Below are 17,981 nucleotides of genomic sequence, written 5' to 3' on the forward strand. Positions count from 1 at the left end.
GGATCGCGCCAGCCAAGGACCCACCCAAGGATTGACCATGCGATTCCGTCTTGCCCTCCCCCTCGCGCTGACCGGCGCGATCGTCCTCGCCACCACCCCGATCCAGGCCCAGCGCCAACAAACTCCCGAACAACGCATCGGCCGGCTGGAACGGCAGGTCCGCCAGGTCCAGCGTCAGGTTTTTCCCAAGGGCCAGCCTGCCGACACCGCCGGATTTTCCGATGACCCCGCCGCTACGCAGGCGTCGGTCGTCGCGCTCAGCGGGCGGCTCGATGCAATCGAGCGGCAGATGGCGGAGATCGTCCGGGCCAGCGAGGAGAACGGCAACCGCCTGTCGGTGATGGAAGCCGAAGTCGCCCGGCTTCGTGCCGAACAGGACCGTCGTTTCCGCGCTCTCGAGAACGGCGCGGTTGCCGCCGGCAGCGGGTCGGGGGAAGCCGCCGCGCCGGCCGATGAATTCGTGGCGCCGACCCCGCGCACGACGCCGCAGGACGGACCGCCGCCGGCGCCGCAGCCGCGTTACGAAAATGCGGCACCCGCGACACCACCCCCGGCGGCAATCCCTGCCGCCGCCGGCGACGAGGCCGCTTACGACGCCGGTTTCCGCCTGTGGGAGGCCAAGCGCTACGATGACGCGATCCGCTCGCTGAATGCGATGATCGCACAATACCCCAATTCGCGCCGGGTCAGCTGGGCCCAAAACCTCATCGGCCGCAGCCTGCTGGACAAGGGCCAGCCGCGCGCTGCCGCGGAGGCCCTGCTCGCCAATTATCGCCGCGATCCCAAGGGCGAGCGGGCGCAGGACAGCCTCTATTACCTCGGTCAGTCGCTGATGAGGCTCAACCAGGCCAGTCAGGCCTGCAAGGCCTACGCGGAACTCGAGGAGGTTTACGGATCGAACGTCCGGCCGCAGCTAAAGTCGCTGCTTCCCGCTGCCAAGTCACAGGCGAAGTGCAGCTAAACCCATGACTCCCGGCGCGGAGGAGGTCCGGCGCTTCGCCGACGACCTCGACGCGCTGCTCGCGCCCGACGCCCGGCTCGGCCTTGCCGTGTCGGGCGGTCCCGACAGTCTCGCGCTACTCCTGCTGGCCGCTGCCGCGCGACCCGGCCTCGTCGAGGCCGCGACCGTCGACCACGGCCTTCGGGCGGAGAGCGCAGCGGAAGCACAATCGGTCGCGGACCTCTGCCGTTCGATCGGCGTGCCCCATTCGATCCTGACCGCGCACTGGGACGAGAAGCCGGCGACCGCTATCCAGGCCCTTGCACGTGACGCCCGCTACTCCCTGCTGATCGACTGGGCGCGGGATCGAGGCCTCGCCGCGATCGCCACTGCGCATCACGCCGACGACCAGGCGGAAACGCTGCTGATGCGCCTCGCGCGAGCGGCGGGGGTCGGCGGCCTCGCCGGCATCCGGGCCCGCCGCGAGCAAAGCGGCATCGCCCTTTTCCGGCCGCTGCTCGACTGGCGCCGCGACGAGTTGCGCGCCGTGGTGGAGAGCGCGGGCGTGCAACCCGTCGACGACCCCGCCAACCGCGACCCGGCCCACGAACGCACCCGGGCGCGCCAGTTCCTCGCGGGAGGTGAATGGCCCAATCCCCGCCAGCTTGCCGCCAGCGCCCGCCACCTCGCCGACGCCGAAGACGCCCTCGCCTTCGTCGCCGAAGCCTTGTTCGAAGAGCGGGCTTCGCGCGCCGGCGATGGCTGGTCGATCGATGCCTCCCGCCTGCCTGTCGAGTTGCAGCGAAGATTATTGCTCCGCCTGTTTTTTGAGGCGGGAGACGTCGCGCCCCGCGGCCCCGACCTCGACCGCGCAATCGCCTCGCTGCGCGCCGGAAAGCGGTGCACGCTGGGCCGGCTAATGCTGACTGGCGGCGAGAGGTGGCGCGCCGAGCCTGTCCCGCCGCGGCGCACCTGACAAACGGATTGCCGCCGTTCCATTGTCATTAAGGCGATTGCGCCTATTTTAGGCAGCTAGAGATGGGCGCCTCTTCCCGCGCCCCGGATGAAAGACGCGATGGACGAGAAGAAGCCCGGCAATCCCTGGACCAAGTCGCTGCTGATTTGGGTGGCAGTACTGTTCGGCCTGGTATTGGTCATGCAGATGGTTGGCGGAGGCCGCAGCGCGGCTGGCGCGGCCATGCCCTATTCGCAATTCGTTCGTGAAGTCGACGAGGGCAATGTGAAGGCCGTCACCATGGCGGCCGCCTCTTCGGGCAATTCCGCGATCGCCGGGACGACCACCGACGGCAAGAGCTTCACCACCATCGCCCCGCCCGACACCAACGTCGCCGACCGCTTGATCGCGAAGGGCGTCGCGGTGCAGGTCAAGGCGGAAGAACAGTCCAGCTTCTGGATGATCATGCTCTACCAGTCGCTGCCGTTCCTGCTGATCCTGGGCATCAGCTTCTTCGTCATGCGCCAGATGCAGAAGAACGCCGGTTCGGGCGCGATGGGCTTCGGCAAGAGCCGCGCCCGCATGCTGACCGAAAAGCACGGCAAGGTGACCTTCGCCGACGTCGCCGGCATCGACGAGGCCCGCGAGGAGCTTCAGGAAATCGTCGAATTCCTGAAGGACCCGGGCAAGTTCGCGCGCCTGGGCGGCAAGATCCCCAAGGGCGCGCTGCTGGTCGGCAGCCCCGGCACCGGCAAGACGCTGCTCGCCCGCGCCATCGCGGGTGAGGCGGGCGTGCCCTTTTTCACCATCTCGGGTTCGGACTTCGTCGAGATGTTCGTCGGCGTCGGCGCCAGCCGTGTCCGCGACATGTTCGAGCAAGCCAAGAAGTCGGCGCCGTGCATCGTCTTCATCGACGAAATCGACGCCGTCGGCCGCCATCGCGGCGCGGGCCTCGGCAACGGCAACGACGAGCGAGAACAGACGCTCAACCAGCTGCTGGTCGAAATGGACGGTTTCGAGGCCAATGACGGCATCATCATCGTCGCGGCGACCAACCGCCCCGACGTGCTCGACCCCGCGCTGCTCCGTCCGGGCCGCTTCGACCGCCAGGTCGTCGTTCCGCGGCCCGACATCGACGGCCGCGAACAGATCCTTGGCGTTCACATGAAGAAGGTGCCGCTGGCGCCTGACGTCGACGCCCGCGTCATCGCCCGCGGCACGCCGGGCTTCTCCGGTGCCGACCTTGCCAACCTCGTCAACGAAGCCGCCCTGCTCGCCGCCCGCAAGGGCAAGCGGCTGGTCGCGATGCAGGAGTTCGAGGAAGCCAAGGACAAGGTGATGATGGGCACCGAGCGCCGCTCGATGGTCATGACCGAGGACGAGAAGCGGATGACCGCCTATCACGAGGCCGGTCACGCCATCGTCGCGCTTCACGAGGAAGCGTCCGATCCAATCCACAAGGCGACGATCATCCCGCGCGGCCGTGCGCTGGGCATGGTGATGCGCCTGCCGGAGCGGGACAACTACAGCTACCACCGCGACAAGATGTACGCGAACCTGGCCGTTTCGATGGGCGGCCGCGTCGCCGAGGAAGTCGTGTTCGGTTACGACAAGGTGTCGTCGGGCGCTTCGTCGGACATCAGCTATGCCACCGGCCTCGCCCGCGACATGGTCACTCGCTGGGGCATGTCGGACGAGCTTGGTCCACTGCAATATGCCGAAGCCGACGAGGAAGTGTTCCTGGGCTATTCCATGAACCGGCAGAAGAACATGTCGAACGAGACCGCACAGGCGATCGACAAGGAAATCCGCCGCATCGTCGAGACCGGCTACGATCGCGCCAAGCAACTGCTTACCGACCACCGCGACGAGCTGGAGACGTTGGCCAAGGCGCTGCTGGAGTATGAGACGCTGTCGGGCGACGAGATCAAGACAGTCCTTGCCGGCGGACCGATCGACCGCGGCGGCTCGCACAAGCCGTCGCTGCCCGCGGCGGGATCCTCGATCCCGAAAGCGCGCCGCCCGCAGGGTCTCGGCGGGCCCGCCACCGCCGGCGCCTAGCCACGATACGGCCATAATGCCCGCTCACCCACCGGTGGGCGGGCATCGTGCCCCGCGAGGAGGCACTGTTGCGATCGACCCCAATCCTTGCCGGGCTCGCCGCCCTGTCGCTGGCCGCGCCCGCGAGTGCCGCCATGAACGCTGATGTCTTCTACCGGCGCGCGCTGGCGTTGAAGGCGAAGGGGCCGATGGCCCTCTTCTCTGGCGACCTCAAGAAATTGAAAGCCGAGGGCGCAGCGGCGGGTGAGTCTGCCCGCGCCGAGCGGCTCGCGGCGGCGAGGACCGGCCGCAAGCCGCGTTACTGCCCTCCAGCCGATGTTCGCGGCATGCCAGCGACCGAATTCCTCGAACGGCTAGGCGAAATCCCCGCCGCCGACCGTCGCCGCATCGACATGAAAGAAGCGACCGCCCGCATCCTTGCCGGAAAATATCCCTGCAAGTCCTAGTCGAGGACGCCGAGTGCGACCATGCCCAAGATGAAGATGATCAGGACAATGAGCGACACGACCAGCAATGCCGACGTTCGCCAAATCGCGCCCCAGCGACCGAGCGCGTAAGCCCCGCGAAGCTGGCGGTACATGTGGATCGGGGGGATGAAGAGCAGTGGCGCCGCGATCGCGCTGAACCCGGCATAGGAAGTCGCGCTTCCGATCACGACCAGCAACGACATGAACGCGAGCGAATAGGTCACGAACACGACATGGTCGTAAAGGCGGAAACGGCGGCTGAAGGGGAATAGCAGCCATAGGAACGGGACCGACAGCGGGATCAGCGTCCAGCTCCATTTGTAGCTGTTGCTTTTCAGCTTGTAGATCAGCAGCTGCGGGTTTTCCTTGGCCTTCTTGTAGGCCTCGGCAAACGCCGGAACGTCGGTGTTGATGGTCGCGTCCGGACTGGTGAGCACTGCCGACGTGATGCCCTGGCTGCGCATGGTCCGGATTACCTGAAGCTCGGCGCGACTGTTCTTGATGTCGCTGTCAATTTCCGCCGTCGGCCGGTTCGCCGCGACCGCCGTTGCACGCTTCGCCTCAAGCTCCTTCAACTCGGCGGTCGCGTTCTGCTCCGCCTTGGCAAGGTCCTCCTTGGTGGAGAAGTTGGGATTGAGATTGCCCGTGGCACTGACGACCGCGAACATCAGGAAGACCGAAAAGAGGAACAGCGCCATCGGCGACACGAATTTTGCGCGCTCGCCGTCGATATAGCGTCGCGTCAACTCGCCCGGACGCCAGGCAAGCAACGGCAGGGTCCTCCAGATCTTCCCCTCGAAGTGCAGGACCCCGTGCGCGACATCGTGGAAAAAGGCGCTCAGCGTCCGGTGGACGTGCGCCCGCTGTCCGCAGCCGTGGCAGAACTCCCCCGTCAGCACGGTCTCGCAATTGAGACATTTGCGCTCGGTCGTGTGGCCATCGGCCCCGACTTCGCCCGCCTTGGGCTCGAGCGCACGCGCGATCATCGTCCCGCTGACCAGATCGCCGACCGCCCCGACTTCGCTCATCTTCGTCCCCCGAGACCCTTCTAATCGCCAGTGGTGGCTTCGGTCGAGGGGGGATGCTAGCCGTTCGCCGAAACATGCGGCGCATCGGTCTTCTCGGCGGAAGCTTCAACCCCGCCCATCGCGGCCACCGCCGCATGAGCCTCGCCGCGATCGACGCGCTGGGCCTCGACGAATTGTGGTGGCTGGTGTCGCCGGGCAATCCGCTGAAACCCAGGAAGGGCATGGCGCCCTTCCCTGCCCGAATGGCCTCCGCGCGGGCGATGGCCAGACGCAGCCGGATCCGGGTCAGCGATTTCGAAGCGCGGGCCGGCACGCGTTATACCGTCGACACCATCCGTGCGATCAAGGCGCGCTATCCAGCCGATCGCTTCGTGTGGCTGATGGGCGCCGATACTGTGGCCCAATTCCATCAGTGGCGGAAATGGCGACAATTGGCCGCAAGTGTCCCGATTGCGGTGCTTTCTCGCCCGGGCTATGATGGTCCGGCCCGAGCGGCACGCGCAATGGGCTGGCTTCGGCGGTTCGTCCGCCCCGTCGCCAGGGCAAGGCACTGGACGGACTGGAGTGCACCGGCGATCATCTTCCTTCGCCTGCCCCCCGACCCGACTTCCGCCACACGCCTGCGCGCGCTCGATCCCGATTGGCACCGCCGCTTCTCCGAACGGCGCGGCGCGCCCGTCACCCTTCACAAGGAATGAACTTGTCCGAACCGAATGCCACCCCTGCCGACACGCCCGCCGCCAAGACGCCGGCCGACGTGGAGGCGCTTCATGCCCTGGTGCTGAAATCGCTTGATGACGATCAGGCGGTAGAGATGGTCAGCATCCCGCTGGCAGGCAAGTCGTCGATTGCCGATCACATGGTGATCGCGTCGGGCCGTTCGTCGCGCCAGGTGGCGTCGATGGCGACCAAGCTGGCCGACAAGATCAAGAAGGAGCTGGGCCGGCTGGTCCGGATCGAGGGCCTGCCGACGGCCGACTGGGTGCTGATCGACGCGGATGACGTCATCATCCACCTGTTCCGCCCGGAGGTCCGCACCTTCTACAACCTGGAGCGGATGTGGGCGTTCGGCGACGACCAGGCGCCTTCCAAGACCGCCACCACGAACGCCTGATCCGGACCGGGCGGCGGTGCTGCTGCACATCATCGCCCGCGGCAAGATCGGACGCACCAGCGAGGCGGAGCTGGTCGACCGCTACCTGAAACGCATCAGCTGGCCGACCAGGGTCAGCGAACTGCCCGACCGCGGCGGATCCTTGCCCGAGGCCGCGTCCAACGCCGTGAGCGTCGTCCTCGACGAAAGGGGCCAGGCGCTGTCGTCGTCGGCTTTCGCCAGGAAGCTGGAGGGCTGGCGTGACACCGGCCGGCGGGAGGCGCGGTTCCTGATCGGCGCGGCCGACGGCCATGACGAGGGGCTGCGCGAAAAGGCGGACCTGCTTTACAGCTTCGGGCCCGCGACCTGGCCGCACATGCTGGCGCGGGCGATGCTGGCGGAACAGCTGTTCCGGGCGACATCGATCCTCGCCAACCACCCCTATCATCGCGAGGGGTGATGCGCGCCGTCATCATCCCCCTGATGGCGGCGCTGGCCCTCGCGACGACCGGAAGCGCGCAGGTTGCCGGTGCGCCGTCGCCGGAGAGCGCGCTCGCCCTCGCGCGGGCCGAGGCGGCGGCCGCCAACAAGCGGGTCCAAGCCCTCAACGCCGAAGTCGGCCGTGCCGAGGGCGAAGCGGCGCGGCTGCAGTCGGAGCAACTTGCCGCCGCTGCCGAGATCGAAGCCGCCGAGGCGCGGATCGCCGTGGCTGACGCGGCGCTCGCACATGCGCAGGCCGAATTGGCGCAGCGGCAGGAGGCCCTCGCCCGGAAGCGCGCGCCCACCGCGGCGCTGTTGGCCGGAGTCGCCACCATGGGGCGCCAGCCGCCCCTGCTGGCGATTGCCGACGGCACTTCGATCGACGAAATCGTCCGGGTCCGTGCCCTGCTCGACACGACCATGCCGGTGATCGCGCGGCGGAGCGCGGCGCTGGCCGCCGAGGTCCGGGACAGCGAGCGTCTCGCCAAGGCGGCAACCGAAGCTCGCGCCGACATCGCCGCCAGCAAGCGCGATCTCGCGCAACGCCAGCGACGCTTTGCCGCGCTGGAGCGGCAGGCGACGGAGCGCGCGGCGCAGCTATCGGGTAAGGCCTTCGGTGCCGAGGACCGGGTGCTCGCGGGCGGAGAGAATGTCGCCGACCTCGCCGGCGAAGCGAAGGCGGCCGCGTCTGCTCGCGCCAACGCCCGGCGCCTCGCCGTGCTCGGTTTCTCCCCGCCACGGCCTTTCGCCGGAGAAGGCCGTACCCCTCGGCCCCTCCCCTACTCCCTACCAGCCGAGGCTCCGCTGATCGAGGGCGTCGGTTCCGTCAGCCCGTTCGGCGTCGAAGCGCGCGGTATCCGGCTTGCCACCCGCCGCGGGATGCCAGTCATCGTCCCCGCCGACGGGAGGATCCTGTTCGCCGGCGCTTATCGCGACCATGACGGGGTGGTGATCATCGACCATGGCCGGGGGTGGACGACGCTGATGACTGGCGTCGTCACCTCTTTACCCAAGGGTGCCCGCGTCCGCCGCGGCGAGTCGCTTGGCCGGGCCTTGGATGAGGTGGCCGTCGAACTGCGCTCGAACGGCCGTCCCATTTCGGCAGCCCTCATCGCAGGTTCATCTGCGCCGCTGTCAAATCCCCCCGAGAATCGCTAGGATCAGCTCAATCCCTTATGCTCCAAGGACTGTCCGCATCATGAAGCGCCTCGCCAAACTCCTTCCGCCCCTCGCGCTGGTTGGCGCGCTGGCCCTGCTTCCGGTGACCACCAGCAGCGTCGCGGCGGCCGATGCCGACACCTATCGCGAACTCGAAACATTCATGTCGGTGTTCGAGCGGGTCCGCGCCAACTATGTCGACAAGGTCGACGACCATACGCTGATCAAGGGCGCGATCGACGGCATGCTGAATGCACTCGATCCGCATTCCAGCTATGCCGAAGCGTCGGACTTCACCCAGCTGAAGACCACCACCGACGGCAATTACGGGGGCCTGGGCCTCAGCGTCTCGACCGAGGACGGCACCGTCAAGGTGATCGCCCCGACCGAGGATACGCCGGCCGACCGCGCCGGGATCAAGGCCGGCGACTACATCACCCACATCGATGGCAAGTTCATCTACGGCTACACGCTGGACGAGGCGGTGGAGCAGATGCGCGGCGCGCCGGGCACGTCGGTCAAGCTGACCATCGTCCGCCCCGGCCGCGACGCCCCGTTCGACGTCGCGCTGGTGCGCGAGCGGATCGAGTTGAAGCCGGTCAAGTGGAAGGTCCAGGACCGCGTCGGCATCATCAACATCAACGGCTTCTCGGCGCAGACCGGCGCGATGACCCGCGAGGCGCTGCTCGGCATCGACAAGGCCGTCGGCGGCCGCCCGCTCGGCTACATCATCGATCTTCGTTCGAACCCCGGCGGCCTTCTTGACCAGGCGATCGAGGTCAGCGACGCGTTCCTGGAGCAGGGCGAGATCGTGTCGGAACGCGGCCGCGATCCGCGAGACATCGACCGTTTCTATGCCAAACCGGGTGACATGGCCCACGGCCTGCCGGTGATCGTGCTGGTCGACGCCGGTTCGGCTTCGGCGTCGGAAATCGTCGCCGGTGCGCTCCAGGATCACCGCCGTGCGCTGGTGATGGGCGAACGCTCGTTCGGCAAGGGTTCGGTCCAGACCGTTCTCCAGACCGGCCCACAGTCGGCGCTGCGCCTGACGACCGCGCGCTACTACACTCCGTCGGGCCGATCGGTGCAGGCAGGCGGGATCGACCCCGACATTCCCGTTCCGCAGTTGAGCGACGAAGACTACAAGAAGCGCCCGCGCTTGCGCGAAGCGGACCTTCGCCGCCACATCATCAGCCAGTCGGGCGTCAAGGACGACGTTCTGGAATCCGACAGCGCCACCGATCCGCGGTTCACGGCCACCGCCGCGCAGCTCGAGAAGCGGGGGATCAAGGACTTCCAGCTCGACTACGCAATCAAGACGCTGACCCGGCTTTCCGGGCCGGCACCGGCCAAGACCAGGGTCGCGGCGCGCTAGGCGTGCTGGCACCGGCCATGTCCGTAACCGCCCGAACCCAGGCCGCTCGTGCGCGCGCCGTCGCGCTTGCCGTTCCGCTAGCCCTCCTTGGAGGCGCGCTCCTGTCCGAACATGTCGGCGGGCTTTGGCCTTGCGAGATGTGCTGGTGGCAGCGGTACCCGCATGCAGTCGCGATCCTGCTTTCGGCGGCTGCGTTCACCGCGCCGGCCGAGACGACGCGGTCGCGCACCCTCACCCTACTGGCCGCGCTGGCGATCGCGATCTCCGGCGCGATCGGCGTGATGCACGTTGGCGTCGAGCAAGGCTGGTGGGAAGGGATCACCACCTGCACGACCAGCGGCGCGACCAGTCTTGAAGACATCATGCAGGTTCCGCTCGTTCGTTGCGACGAGGTGCAGTGGTCGTTGTTCGGGATTTCGCTGGCGGGCTTCAACGCCATTTTCTCGCTGGGCGGTGCGGCGCTGGTGGCGGTCCTGCTCGGCAAGGCGCGGAAGGCAGCACGATGAGCTGGAAGCCCGGCGACCGCCCTGCCGACACGGAATCGATGCTACGCGTGAACCAGGCCGGCGAATATGGCGCGGCCCGGATCTACGCGGGACAACTGGCCGTGCTCGGCAAGGGAACGGCGGCCGCTCACCAGGTCGCGCGGATGGCGCAGCAGGAGCAGCGCCATCTCGACCGCTTCAATGCGCTCATGGCGGAGCGGGGCGTTCGCCCGACCGTCCTGCAACCGTTGTGGGATGTCGCCGGCTTCGCGCTTGGCGCGGCGACGGCGCTGATCGGCGAAACGGCCGCGATGGCCTGCACCGACGCTGTCGAGACCGAGATCGACCGCCATTATGGCGAGCAGCTCGATGCTCTGGGCGATACCGATCCGGAACTGGCCGCCGACATCGCCGAATTTCGCGCCGAGGAGCTGGAACATCGCGATACGGCGCGCGCGCACGGCGCAGCGGACGCCCCGGCTTATCCCTTGCTGACCGGCGTTATCCGCGCCGGATGCCGGGTGGCGATCGAGTTATCGAAACGAATTTGACGGAACCCGGGCGGACGGCAAGCGCTGACCGGCCAAGGAAAGGATGAGTTGATGTCCAAGCTGTCCCTGATCGCCGCCGCCGGTGGAGCCGCAGTCATCTTGACCGCGCTGCTTCCAGCAGCACCCGCTTCCGCGCAGCGTCGCGAGATCAGCGAAATCGAGGTGTTCGGCAACGATCCCTGTCCGCGCTCGACCGATGACGAAGTCGTCGTCTGCGCGCGCAAGCCCGAGAGCGAGCGCTTCCGCATTCCCGAAAAGCTTCGCCAGGGCGGCACGCTCCAGCAGCGCCAGTCCTGGGCCAACCGCGCCACCGCGATCGAAACCTACGGCCGCACCGGCATCAACAGCTGTTCGCCGGTCGGACCGGGGGGCTGGACCGGCTGCACCGAGCAGCTGATCAACCAGGCGTTCCGCGAACGCCGCGAGCAGGATGAGGGCGACACCGCGCCCGAACAATAAGCGGGCGCGCAAGCGCAAGTCACTGAAAAATAAGCACTGGACGCGCCGCTTGCGGGAACATAGAGTGAACGCATGGCGCAACTCGACACTCGCGAAAAGCTGGCGATTCTCGCCGATGCAGCGAAGTATGACGCATCCTGCGCGTCGTCGGGAACGGTCAAGCGCGACAGCCGTGGCGGCAAGGGCGTCGGTTCGACCGAAGGCATGGGGATATGCCATGCCTATGCGCCCGACGGCCGATGCATTTCGCTGCTGAAAATCCTGCTGACCAACAGCTGCATTTTCGACTGTCACTATTGCATCAACCGCAAGAGCTCGAACGTGCGGCGCGCCCGCTTCACGGCGCAGGAGGTGGTCCACCTCACCCTCGCCTTCTACAAGCGCAACTATATCGAGGGGTTGTTCCTGTCGTCGGGGATCATCCGGTCGTCCAACTACACGATGGAACAACTGGTCGAGGTCGCGCGGGCGCTGCGCGAGGACCATGATTTTCGCGGCTACATCCACCTGAAGACCATTCCCGACGCCGATCCGGAATTGGTGCGTCAGGCCGCCCTTTATGCCGACCGGGTGTCGATCAACGTCGAGCTTCCGACCGTCAGCGGTCTCGAACGGCTCGCGCCGGAAAAGAGCGCGACGCGCATCGAAGGCGCGATGAAGGACATGAAGCTGGGCATCGAGGATGGGAAAGATGCCCGCAAGAAGTATCGCTCGGCGCCCAAATTCGCGCCGGCGGGCCAGTCAACCCAGATGATCGTCGGCGCGGACGCCGCCAATGACGGCGATATCGTCATGCGCGCCAGCCAGCTCTACGACCGCTTTGCGCTTCGACGCGTCTATTATTCCGCCTTTTCGCCGATCCCCAGCCCGAGCGCGGTGCTTCCGCTAAAGCGGCCTCCGCTGATGCGCGAACACCGGCTCTACCAGTCCGACTGGCTGATGCGTTTCTATGGGTTCAAACCCAGGGAAGTGGTCAGCGCGGCCGGTGACGATGGTATGCTGCCGCTCGACATCGATCCCAAGCTCGCCTGGGCGCTGAAGTTCCGCGACAGCTTTCCGGTCGACGTCAACAAGGCGCCGCGCGAACAATTGCTGCGGGTGCCAGGCCTCGGCACCAAGGCGGTCAAGCGCCTGCTCCAGTCGCGCCGTTGGCGGGCGATCACGCTAGACGATGTCGCGCGCCTCACCGTGTCGATCGCCAAGGTGCGGCCATTCATCACGACATCAGATTGGCGGCCCACTTTGCTCACCGATCGCGCCGACCTCAAGACGCTCGTCACCCCGCGCGAGACGCAACTGGACCTGTTCGCGGGCTGAACCGTTGCCTTTGCCGATGGCCGACCCCGCCGATATCGCCATGCTTCGCGACGGTCCCATGATCGGCGCCCACCATGTCACCTTGGCCTCCGAAGATGATTTCGACGGCTGGCGCGATGCCGCGCGTGGCCTGGCAGAAGCCGGCGTTCCGCCCAGTGCGATCGCCTGGCAGGTCGACGGCGGCGAACGCGACCTTTTCGGCGGGCCTGAAACCGAACCGCCACCGCCCGGACCGAGCTTTGCGGTCCCGCGCGCCTTCGTAGACCTTGCCCGTACCGTCATCTGCCATCGCGACCCGGAACGGTTCGCCTTGCTCTACGCCATGCTGCTCAAACTGCGGTCGAACAAGCAGGCGCTGGAGGATCGCGCCGATCCGCTGGTCGACCGGCTGGAAGGCATGGCCAAGGAAGTGCGCCGCGACGCGCACAAGATGCACGCTTTCGTCCGCTTCCGCGAGGTTGAGGATGACGAGGGGCCGCGCTTTGTCGCCTGGTTCGAACCTGACAACCATATCGTTCGCCGCGAGGCGGGCTTTTTCCAGCGCCGCTTCGCCAACATGCGCTGGTCGATCCTGACGCCAGAACTGACAATTCATTGGGACGGCCAAAATCTGACCGAAGGACCGGGCGCGACGCGGGCCGAAGCGCCTGACGGTGATCCGGTCGAGGAAACGTGGAAGACCTATTACGCGTCCATCTTCAATCCGGCGCGGGTCAAGGTGAAGGCCATGACCAAGGAAATGCCCAAGAAATATTGGCGCAATATGCCGGAGACCGCCCTGATCGGCGACCTGCTGGCGGGCGCGCAGGCGCGGGAGGCGGAGATGATCAAGCGCAGCACGACCGTCACGGCAACGACGCCCCGTCCGACCGGCAACCTCGACGCGTCCTGGGCAGCGCTGAAAGCGGAAGCGGCGCGCTGCACGCGCTGTGAGCTCCACCAATGTGCGACCCAGATAGTGTTCGGCGAAGGCCCGCTCGATGCCGCGATCGTGTTCGTGGGCGAGCAGCCCGGCGACCAGGAAGATCTGGCGGGCCGGCCGTTCGTCGGACCGGCCGGCCAGCTATTCAACGCCGCGCTGGAGGAGGCGGGGATCGACCGCACGCAGGCTTATGTCACCAACGCGGTCAAGCATTTCAAGTTCGTGCAGCGCGGCAAGAAGCGGATCCATTCCAAGCCGGATACCAGCGAGATCGAGGCCTGCCGCTGGTGGGTCGACCGCGAACGCGAGCTGATCCGTCCGCCTCTGACCGTGGCGCTGGGCGCCACCGCGGCGCGATCGCTGACCGGAAAGACGGTGACGATCAGCAAGTCGCGCGACGCGCCGCTGACCCTCGCCGACGGCGGCGAATGCTGGATTACCGTCCACCCCAGCTTCCTGCTGCGGCTTCCCGACGAGCAGGTGCGGCGGGAGGAACGTGCCAAATTTGTCGCCGACCTTCAGCGCATCCGTAAACGCGCCGAGGCGCTCGCCGCCTAGGCGTCGGCCCAGCGGCGAAGCAGGTTGTGATAGGTGCCGGTCAGCGACACCACCGCGCGATGGCCGTCTCCGACCTCGCTCGCCAGCGTCCGGATTGCGGCATCCATGTCGAGCAGCAGCGTGCGCTGCGAATCCTCGCGGACCATCGATTCGATCCAGAAAAAGCTGGCCAGCCGCGAACCGCGCGTGACCGGCTCGACCCGATGCAGCGAGGTCGAGGGGTAGAGGATCATGTCCCCGGCCTCGAGCTTGACGCTGTGCGAGCCATAGCTGTCCTCGATCACCAACTCCCCGCCGTCGTAATCGCCTGCACCGCTCAGAAAGACCGTCGCTGAAAGGTCGGTGCGTATCCGCCCGCCGCCGGGCAAGGGACGAAGCGCATTGTCGACATGCTCGCCGAAATGATGCTGCGACGAGGAGTCGTAGCGGTTGAACAAGGGCGGCACGATCCGCCGTGGCAGCGCCGCCGACTGGAACAGGGCATTGGCCGCCAGTGCCTCGAGGATGGTCCCGCCCGCCGTCAGAGCCGCGGCGGATCCATTGGCGAGCTGCAGGTTGTTCTTGGCGAGCGCCGACTGGACGCCCGCCGTCATCCGCCCATCGCGCCACTCCCCAGCTTCGACGACCGCGCGAAGGTCCGCGACCTGTGCGGGCGTGAGCAGCGCGGGAATGGCGAGAAGCATGACGGCCGCCTAGCGCCGGAACGAAATCGTCGCCAGCACCGACCGACCGGGTCCGGGAACGAAGTGGCCGCCGCCGACCTGGTCGATGTAGCGCTTGTCGGTCAGGTTGAAGCCGTTGAGGCGCAGCGTGACCTGCTTGCTGACATCGTAGGCGATCGTCGCGTCGCCGACCCAATAGCTGTCGATCCGGCGGATGTTGGCAACGTTGGTGTAGCGCATTCCGACGTAGCGGACACCGCTCCCGACCTCGACGCCAAACGGCAGCTTGTAGGTCGTCCACACGCTGCCGCTGTGGTTCGGAACGTTGGCCAGCCGGTTGCCGATCTCGCTCGGCGTGTTCGATTCGCGGACTTCGCTATCGAGATAGGTGTAGGCGGCGATGACGTTCCAGTCGCGGTTGAGCCTTCCGGTCAGGCCGAACTCGACGCCATCGACGCGCTGCTTGCCTTCCAGCACGGTCGCGGCCTCGCCCGCCAGCCCCGGCGTGCGGGCGTTGAACTTGTCGGTGCGGAACAGAGCGCCGGTCAGCAACAGCTTGCCGTCGAACCCGTCATATTTGGCACCGACCTCGAACGTCCGGCTGCGCTCGGGCTTCAGGGCCACCACCGCCGCGGTCGGCGTCGTCTGCGTCATGTTCTCGATCGACGGGTTCACCGACGTTCCCGCCCCGGCATAGAGGCTTAGGTGCCTGACCGGCTTGACGGTGACGCCCGCGCGCCAGGTCAGGTTCTTGTCAGTGCGCCCGAGCGGTTCGGCCGGCGGTGCGCCTTCGAACTCGCTCTTGTAATGCTCGTAACGAACCCCGCCGGAGAAGAGCAAGGCTTCGCTGAACTCGATCGTGTCGAACAGGTAGGCGGCCACCGTGTCGGCGCGGGCGCGGACGATCCCGCCCGGCGTGTCGGTGATGACGCCGTCGTACGGCCGCGTGGGGTCCGGATCGAACAGGTCCGTCACGGTTGGCGCGGTCGCGGTACGCAGCTGGTTGCGGCTCTTTTCCCGCGAAATCTCCAGACCGGCGATCAGGTCGTGTTCAAGCCCGCCCGTCCCAAATTTCGCGAACAGGTTCGACTGGTTGAGGAGGACGGTATCGACCGTGTCGCGCGACTGGAACTGCGCCGTGATATCGGTTGAGGTGGTGCTGGCGAAGCGCGGCGCCGAATAGATGCTGTCGCGCGTCGCATGGCCGTAGCGGGTGGTGTTGGCCACGCGGAGCGCGCTGCCGATGTCCTGTTCCAGGGCGAAGGTGACGATGTTCGACTTCAGCTTCTCGTAGTCGCGATCGAGCAGGCCGTAGTAATTGTCGTAATCGACCGGAGCCGGCTGGTTGGCATAATCCGCCAGCGGAACGTTGGTATCCGGCACGAACGGGATGCCGTAATCGGGGACGTTGTCCTGGCGAAGATAGGTGTAAGACAGGATGGCGCGGGTCGAGCTGCCAAGACCCACCGCGAGGGACGGTGCCAGGCCGAAGCGCTTGTTTTCGACATAGTCGCGGCCCGGCGTGTCGGACTTCTGGACCATGGTGTTGAAGCGGAAGGCCGTGCCGCCGCCGATCCCAAGGTCGCTTCCGGCAAGGTTGAGGTCGCCAGTGGCGCGGACGAAGGTGGGGGCGCCAATGCCGAGCGTTCCGGCGCTGAAGCTTCGGTTTTCCGGCTGCTTGGAGAAGAGATTGATATAGCCCCCGGTCGACCCGCGCCCGGTCTGGGCCGAAGCTGGGCCCTTGACCACCTCGACCTGCTCGACGTTGAACGTGTCTCGGGCGTAGCTGGCGAAATCGCGGATGCCGTCGACGAAGATGTCGTTGCGCGCGCCGAACCCGCGCAGGGTGAGGTTGTCGCCAGCCGGACCCCCGCCGCCCTCGCCCGCCGCCATGCTGATCCCCGACACGTTGCGGAGGACATCGCGAAGGGTCGAGGCCGATTGCTGCTCGATCACCTCCTTCGGGATGATGCTGATCGACTGCGGCGCGTCGCGGACGTCGGGAAGGCGGCTGTTCAGCGTGTTGATCCGATAGCGGCTGCCGTTGACGATGACGTCGCCCGGCGTCGAGGCCTCGCCTTCGGCCTTTGCCGCATTGTCCGGAGCGACCACCGGTTCGACGACCTCACCTGCCTGCGCCGTGCCGGCCATCGCCAACAGCGAGCCGGCCACCGACAAGCTGGCACGACGGCAAGCGGTGATGCCGGGATAACGGTCGACACGAGAAAACATGAAAGCCCCTATGCTAATGAGAGTCGTTCTTAGAAACTCAGCTCCTGATAATCGTTCGCAATAAGCTTGCAAGGGAAAGTTTCAGCGGTACAACGATGCCGGTCGGCAACGCGTAGGACGAATCAGGCATGGCGAAGACGGGAAAGAAGCGGCTGCGCGCCGCTTGGTTGCAGGTCCACAAATGGATCGGCCTCACGCTCGCCGTTTTGATCATTCCCATTTCGCTCACCGGTTCGGCGCTGGTCTGGCACGACGCGCTCGACGCGAAGCTGGAGCCGCAGCGTTATGCTGAGCTAGGCGCGGCGGCCCTTCCCGCTTCGGACTATGCGGCGGCGGCAACCCGGGCCCTGCAGCCTGGTGAGGCGCTCACCGCGCTACGCTTCGACAAGGGCGGTGGTCCCGTCGTCGCGACCGCGACCAGGGCGACCGAAGCCGGTGGCCGGCCGGTCCGCACAAGCCTGTGGCTCGATCCCCGCGATGCGTCGCTGATCGACCGGGCCAGCGGCAACAGCGGACTCGTTCAGGTCATGCATGTCCTCCACGGCAGCCTGATGGTGCCCGGCTGGGGCCGGACCATTGTTGGCTGGATCGGCGTGTTCATGCTGATCTCGTGCATCAGTGGACTCTGGCTGTGGTGGCCGTTGAGCGGCAGCGTAACCTCCGGCCTGAAGTGGAAGCGGCGCAACACGTTGAACGCCAATCTTCACTACATGACGGGCTTCTGGATCCTGTTCCCGCTGGCGATGCTGAGCTTTACCGGAGCGTGGATCAGCTTCCCCAAGGTGTTCGGCCAGTTCGAACCACGCCCCGCGCCCAGTGCCGCCGCCAGTCGCGAAGCCGCCGCGCGCGCCCGTCCGCTCGTGACACCGGCCAGCAGCGTCGACCAGGCGATTACCGCGGCCGAGCCCTTCGCGACCGGCGCCCTCACCGGCGTCACCTGGCCGACCGATCAGAAGGCGGAGTGGAAGGTCAGCTTCGAACGCAAGGGCGGACCGGCCGAGGTGGTCGTCGCCGACGGCTCGCTTACCGCGACCAAGCCCAAGCCGCCGCAGCCCGAAACGCTTGCCCGCACGATGCGCCGCTGGCACGACGGCACCGGCATGGGCATGACTTGGCAGGTCGTGATCTTCCTCGGCGGGATCATCCCGGCGCTGCTCTCGATCACCGGCATCATCATCTGGTGGCGCGCTCGCGGCCCGCGCCAGCGGGCGAAGGACGCGCGGCGGCTGGCGGTCTAG

The 17,981-nt window shown here is 66.8% G+C and carries 18 protein-coding genes; 15 read left to right on the forward strand and 3 right to left on the reverse strand.

Going from position 1 to position 17,981, the window contains the following annotated elements:
* Nucleotides 1-37 precede the first annotated feature (37 nt).
* The 4 genes from H9L12_RS09550 (at nt 38) to H9L12_RS09565 (ending at nt 4,402) form a co-directional block, all read left to right on the forward strand.
* Complete coding sequence (locus H9L12_RS09550; protein ID WP_187541542.1) at nt 38-961, forward strand: tetratricopeptide repeat protein; 924 nt, start codon at nt 38-40, stop codon at nt 959-961.
* Between the two features lie 4 nt (nt 962-965).
* Nucleotides 966-1,916: a tRNA lysidine(34) synthetase TilS gene (gene tilS / locus H9L12_RS09555; protein WP_187541543.1), complete on the forward strand. Its 951-nt coding sequence runs from the start codon at nt 966-968 to the stop codon at nt 1,914-1,916.
* 99 nt (nt 1,917-2,015) lie between these two features.
* Nucleotides 2,016-3,956 (forward strand): ATP-dependent zinc metalloprotease FtsH, encoded by a 1,941-nt coding sequence (gene ftsH / locus H9L12_RS09560; RefSeq protein ID WP_246450333.1) that lies wholly within the window; start codon nt 2,016-2,018, stop codon nt 3,954-3,956.
* Nucleotides 3,957-4,024: 68 nt separating this feature from the next.
* Complete coding sequence (locus H9L12_RS09565) at nt 4,025-4,402, forward strand: hypothetical protein (RefSeq protein WP_187541545.1); 378 nt, start codon at nt 4,025-4,027, stop codon at nt 4,400-4,402.
* Here the strand turns inward: H9L12_RS09565 and H9L12_RS09570 are convergent.
* Nucleotides 4,399-5,451: a DUF3667 domain-containing protein gene (locus H9L12_RS09570; protein WP_187541546.1), complete on the reverse strand. Its 1,053-nt coding sequence runs from the start codon at nt 5,449-5,451 to the stop codon at nt 4,399-4,401. The genes H9L12_RS09565 and H9L12_RS09570 overlap by 4 nt on opposite strands.
* Nucleotides 5,452-5,525: 74 nt before the next feature.
* Here H9L12_RS09570 and H9L12_RS09575 point away from each other — a divergent pair, with 74 nt between their 5' ends.
* From H9L12_RS09575 to H9L12_RS09620, 10 genes are all read left to right on the forward strand, one after another.
* Nucleotides 5,526-6,149 (forward strand): nicotinate-nucleotide adenylyltransferase, encoded by a 624-nt coding sequence (locus tag H9L12_RS09575; RefSeq protein WP_187541547.1) that lies wholly within the window; start codon nt 5,526-5,528, stop codon nt 6,147-6,149.
* Between the two features lie 59 nt (nt 6,150-6,208).
* The gene (gene rsfS / locus H9L12_RS09580) at nt 6,209-6,565 is read left to right on the forward strand and encodes a ribosome silencing factor (RefSeq protein WP_246450719.1); all 357 of its coding nucleotides are present in this window, start codon (nt 6,209-6,211) and stop codon (nt 6,563-6,565) included.
* 16 nt (nt 6,566-6,581) lie between these two features.
* Nucleotides 6,582-7,004, forward strand: a complete 423-nt coding sequence (locus H9L12_RS09585; protein WP_187541549.1) for a 23S rRNA (pseudouridine(1915)-N(3))-methyltransferase RlmH — start codon at nt 6,582-6,584, stop codon at nt 7,002-7,004.
* Nucleotides 7,004-8,182 carry a murein hydrolase activator EnvC family protein gene (locus H9L12_RS09590; RefSeq protein WP_187541550.1) on the forward strand — a complete coding sequence of 393 codons (1,179 nt, stop codon included), beginning with the start codon at nt 7,004-7,006 and terminating at the stop codon, nt 8,180-8,182. The genes H9L12_RS09585 and H9L12_RS09590 overlap by 1 nt, the downstream gene beginning before the upstream one ends.
* Nucleotides 8,183-8,222: 40 nt before the next feature.
* Nucleotides 8,223-9,557: a S41 family peptidase gene (locus tag H9L12_RS09595; protein ID WP_187541551.1), complete on the forward strand. Its 1,335-nt coding sequence runs from the start codon at nt 8,223-8,225 to the stop codon at nt 9,555-9,557.
* Between the two features lie 17 nt (nt 9,558-9,574).
* Nucleotides 9,575-10,063: a disulfide bond formation protein B gene (locus H9L12_RS09600; RefSeq protein WP_187541552.1), complete on the forward strand. Its 489-nt coding sequence runs from the start codon at nt 9,575-9,577 to the stop codon at nt 10,061-10,063.
* Nucleotides 10,060-10,593, forward strand: a complete 534-nt coding sequence (locus H9L12_RS09605; protein WP_187541553.1) for a demethoxyubiquinone hydroxylase family protein — start codon at nt 10,060-10,062, stop codon at nt 10,591-10,593. Before H9L12_RS09600 ends, H9L12_RS09605 begins: the two co-directional genes overlap by 4 nt.
* A 51-nt stretch (nt 10,594-10,644) precedes the next feature.
* The gene (locus tag H9L12_RS09610; protein WP_187541554.1) at nt 10,645-11,052 is read left to right on the forward strand and encodes a hypothetical protein; all 408 of its coding nucleotides are present in this window, start codon (nt 10,645-10,647) and stop codon (nt 11,050-11,052) included.
* A 72-nt stretch (nt 11,053-11,124) separates the two neighbouring features.
* Nucleotides 11,125-12,369, forward strand: coding sequence for a putative DNA modification/repair radical SAM protein (locus H9L12_RS09615; protein ID WP_187541555.1), 1,245 nt, complete (start codon nt 11,125-11,127; stop codon nt 12,367-12,369).
* A 16-nt stretch (nt 12,370-12,385) separates the two neighbouring features.
* Nucleotides 12,386-13,849 carry a UdgX family uracil-DNA binding protein gene (locus H9L12_RS09620; protein WP_425506776.1) on the forward strand — a complete coding sequence of 488 codons (1,464 nt, stop codon included), beginning with the start codon at nt 12,386-12,388 and terminating at the stop codon, nt 13,847-13,849.
* Here H9L12_RS09620 and H9L12_RS09625 read toward each other — a convergent pair.
* Both H9L12_RS09625 and H9L12_RS09630 read right to left on the reverse strand, forming a co-directional pair.
* Nucleotides 13,846-14,532 carry a Fe2+-dependent dioxygenase gene (locus tag H9L12_RS09625; protein ID WP_187541556.1) on the reverse strand — a complete coding sequence of 229 codons (687 nt, stop codon included), beginning with the start codon at nt 14,530-14,532 and terminating at the stop codon, nt 13,846-13,848. The two genes, H9L12_RS09620 and H9L12_RS09625, sit on opposite strands and share 4 nt — an antisense overlap.
* Nucleotides 14,533-14,541: 9 nt before the next feature.
* Entirely contained in the window at nt 14,542-16,743 is a 2,202-nt protein-coding gene (locus H9L12_RS09630; RefSeq protein WP_187541557.1) for a TonB-dependent receptor, read from the reverse strand.
* A 128-nt stretch (nt 16,744-16,871) separates the two neighbouring features.
* On the opposite strand from H9L12_RS09630, the gene H9L12_RS09635 reads away from it, so the two are divergent.
* A complete protein-coding gene (locus tag H9L12_RS09635) occupies nt 16,872-17,981 on the forward strand; it encodes a PepSY-associated TM helix domain-containing protein (RefSeq protein ID WP_187541558.1) in 1,110 nt (369 codons plus the stop codon).

This window comes from Sphingomonas rhizophila (assembly GCF_014396585.1).
Lineage (GTDB): Bacteria > Pseudomonadota > Alphaproteobacteria > Sphingomonadales > Sphingomonadaceae > Sphingomicrobium > Sphingomicrobium rhizophilum.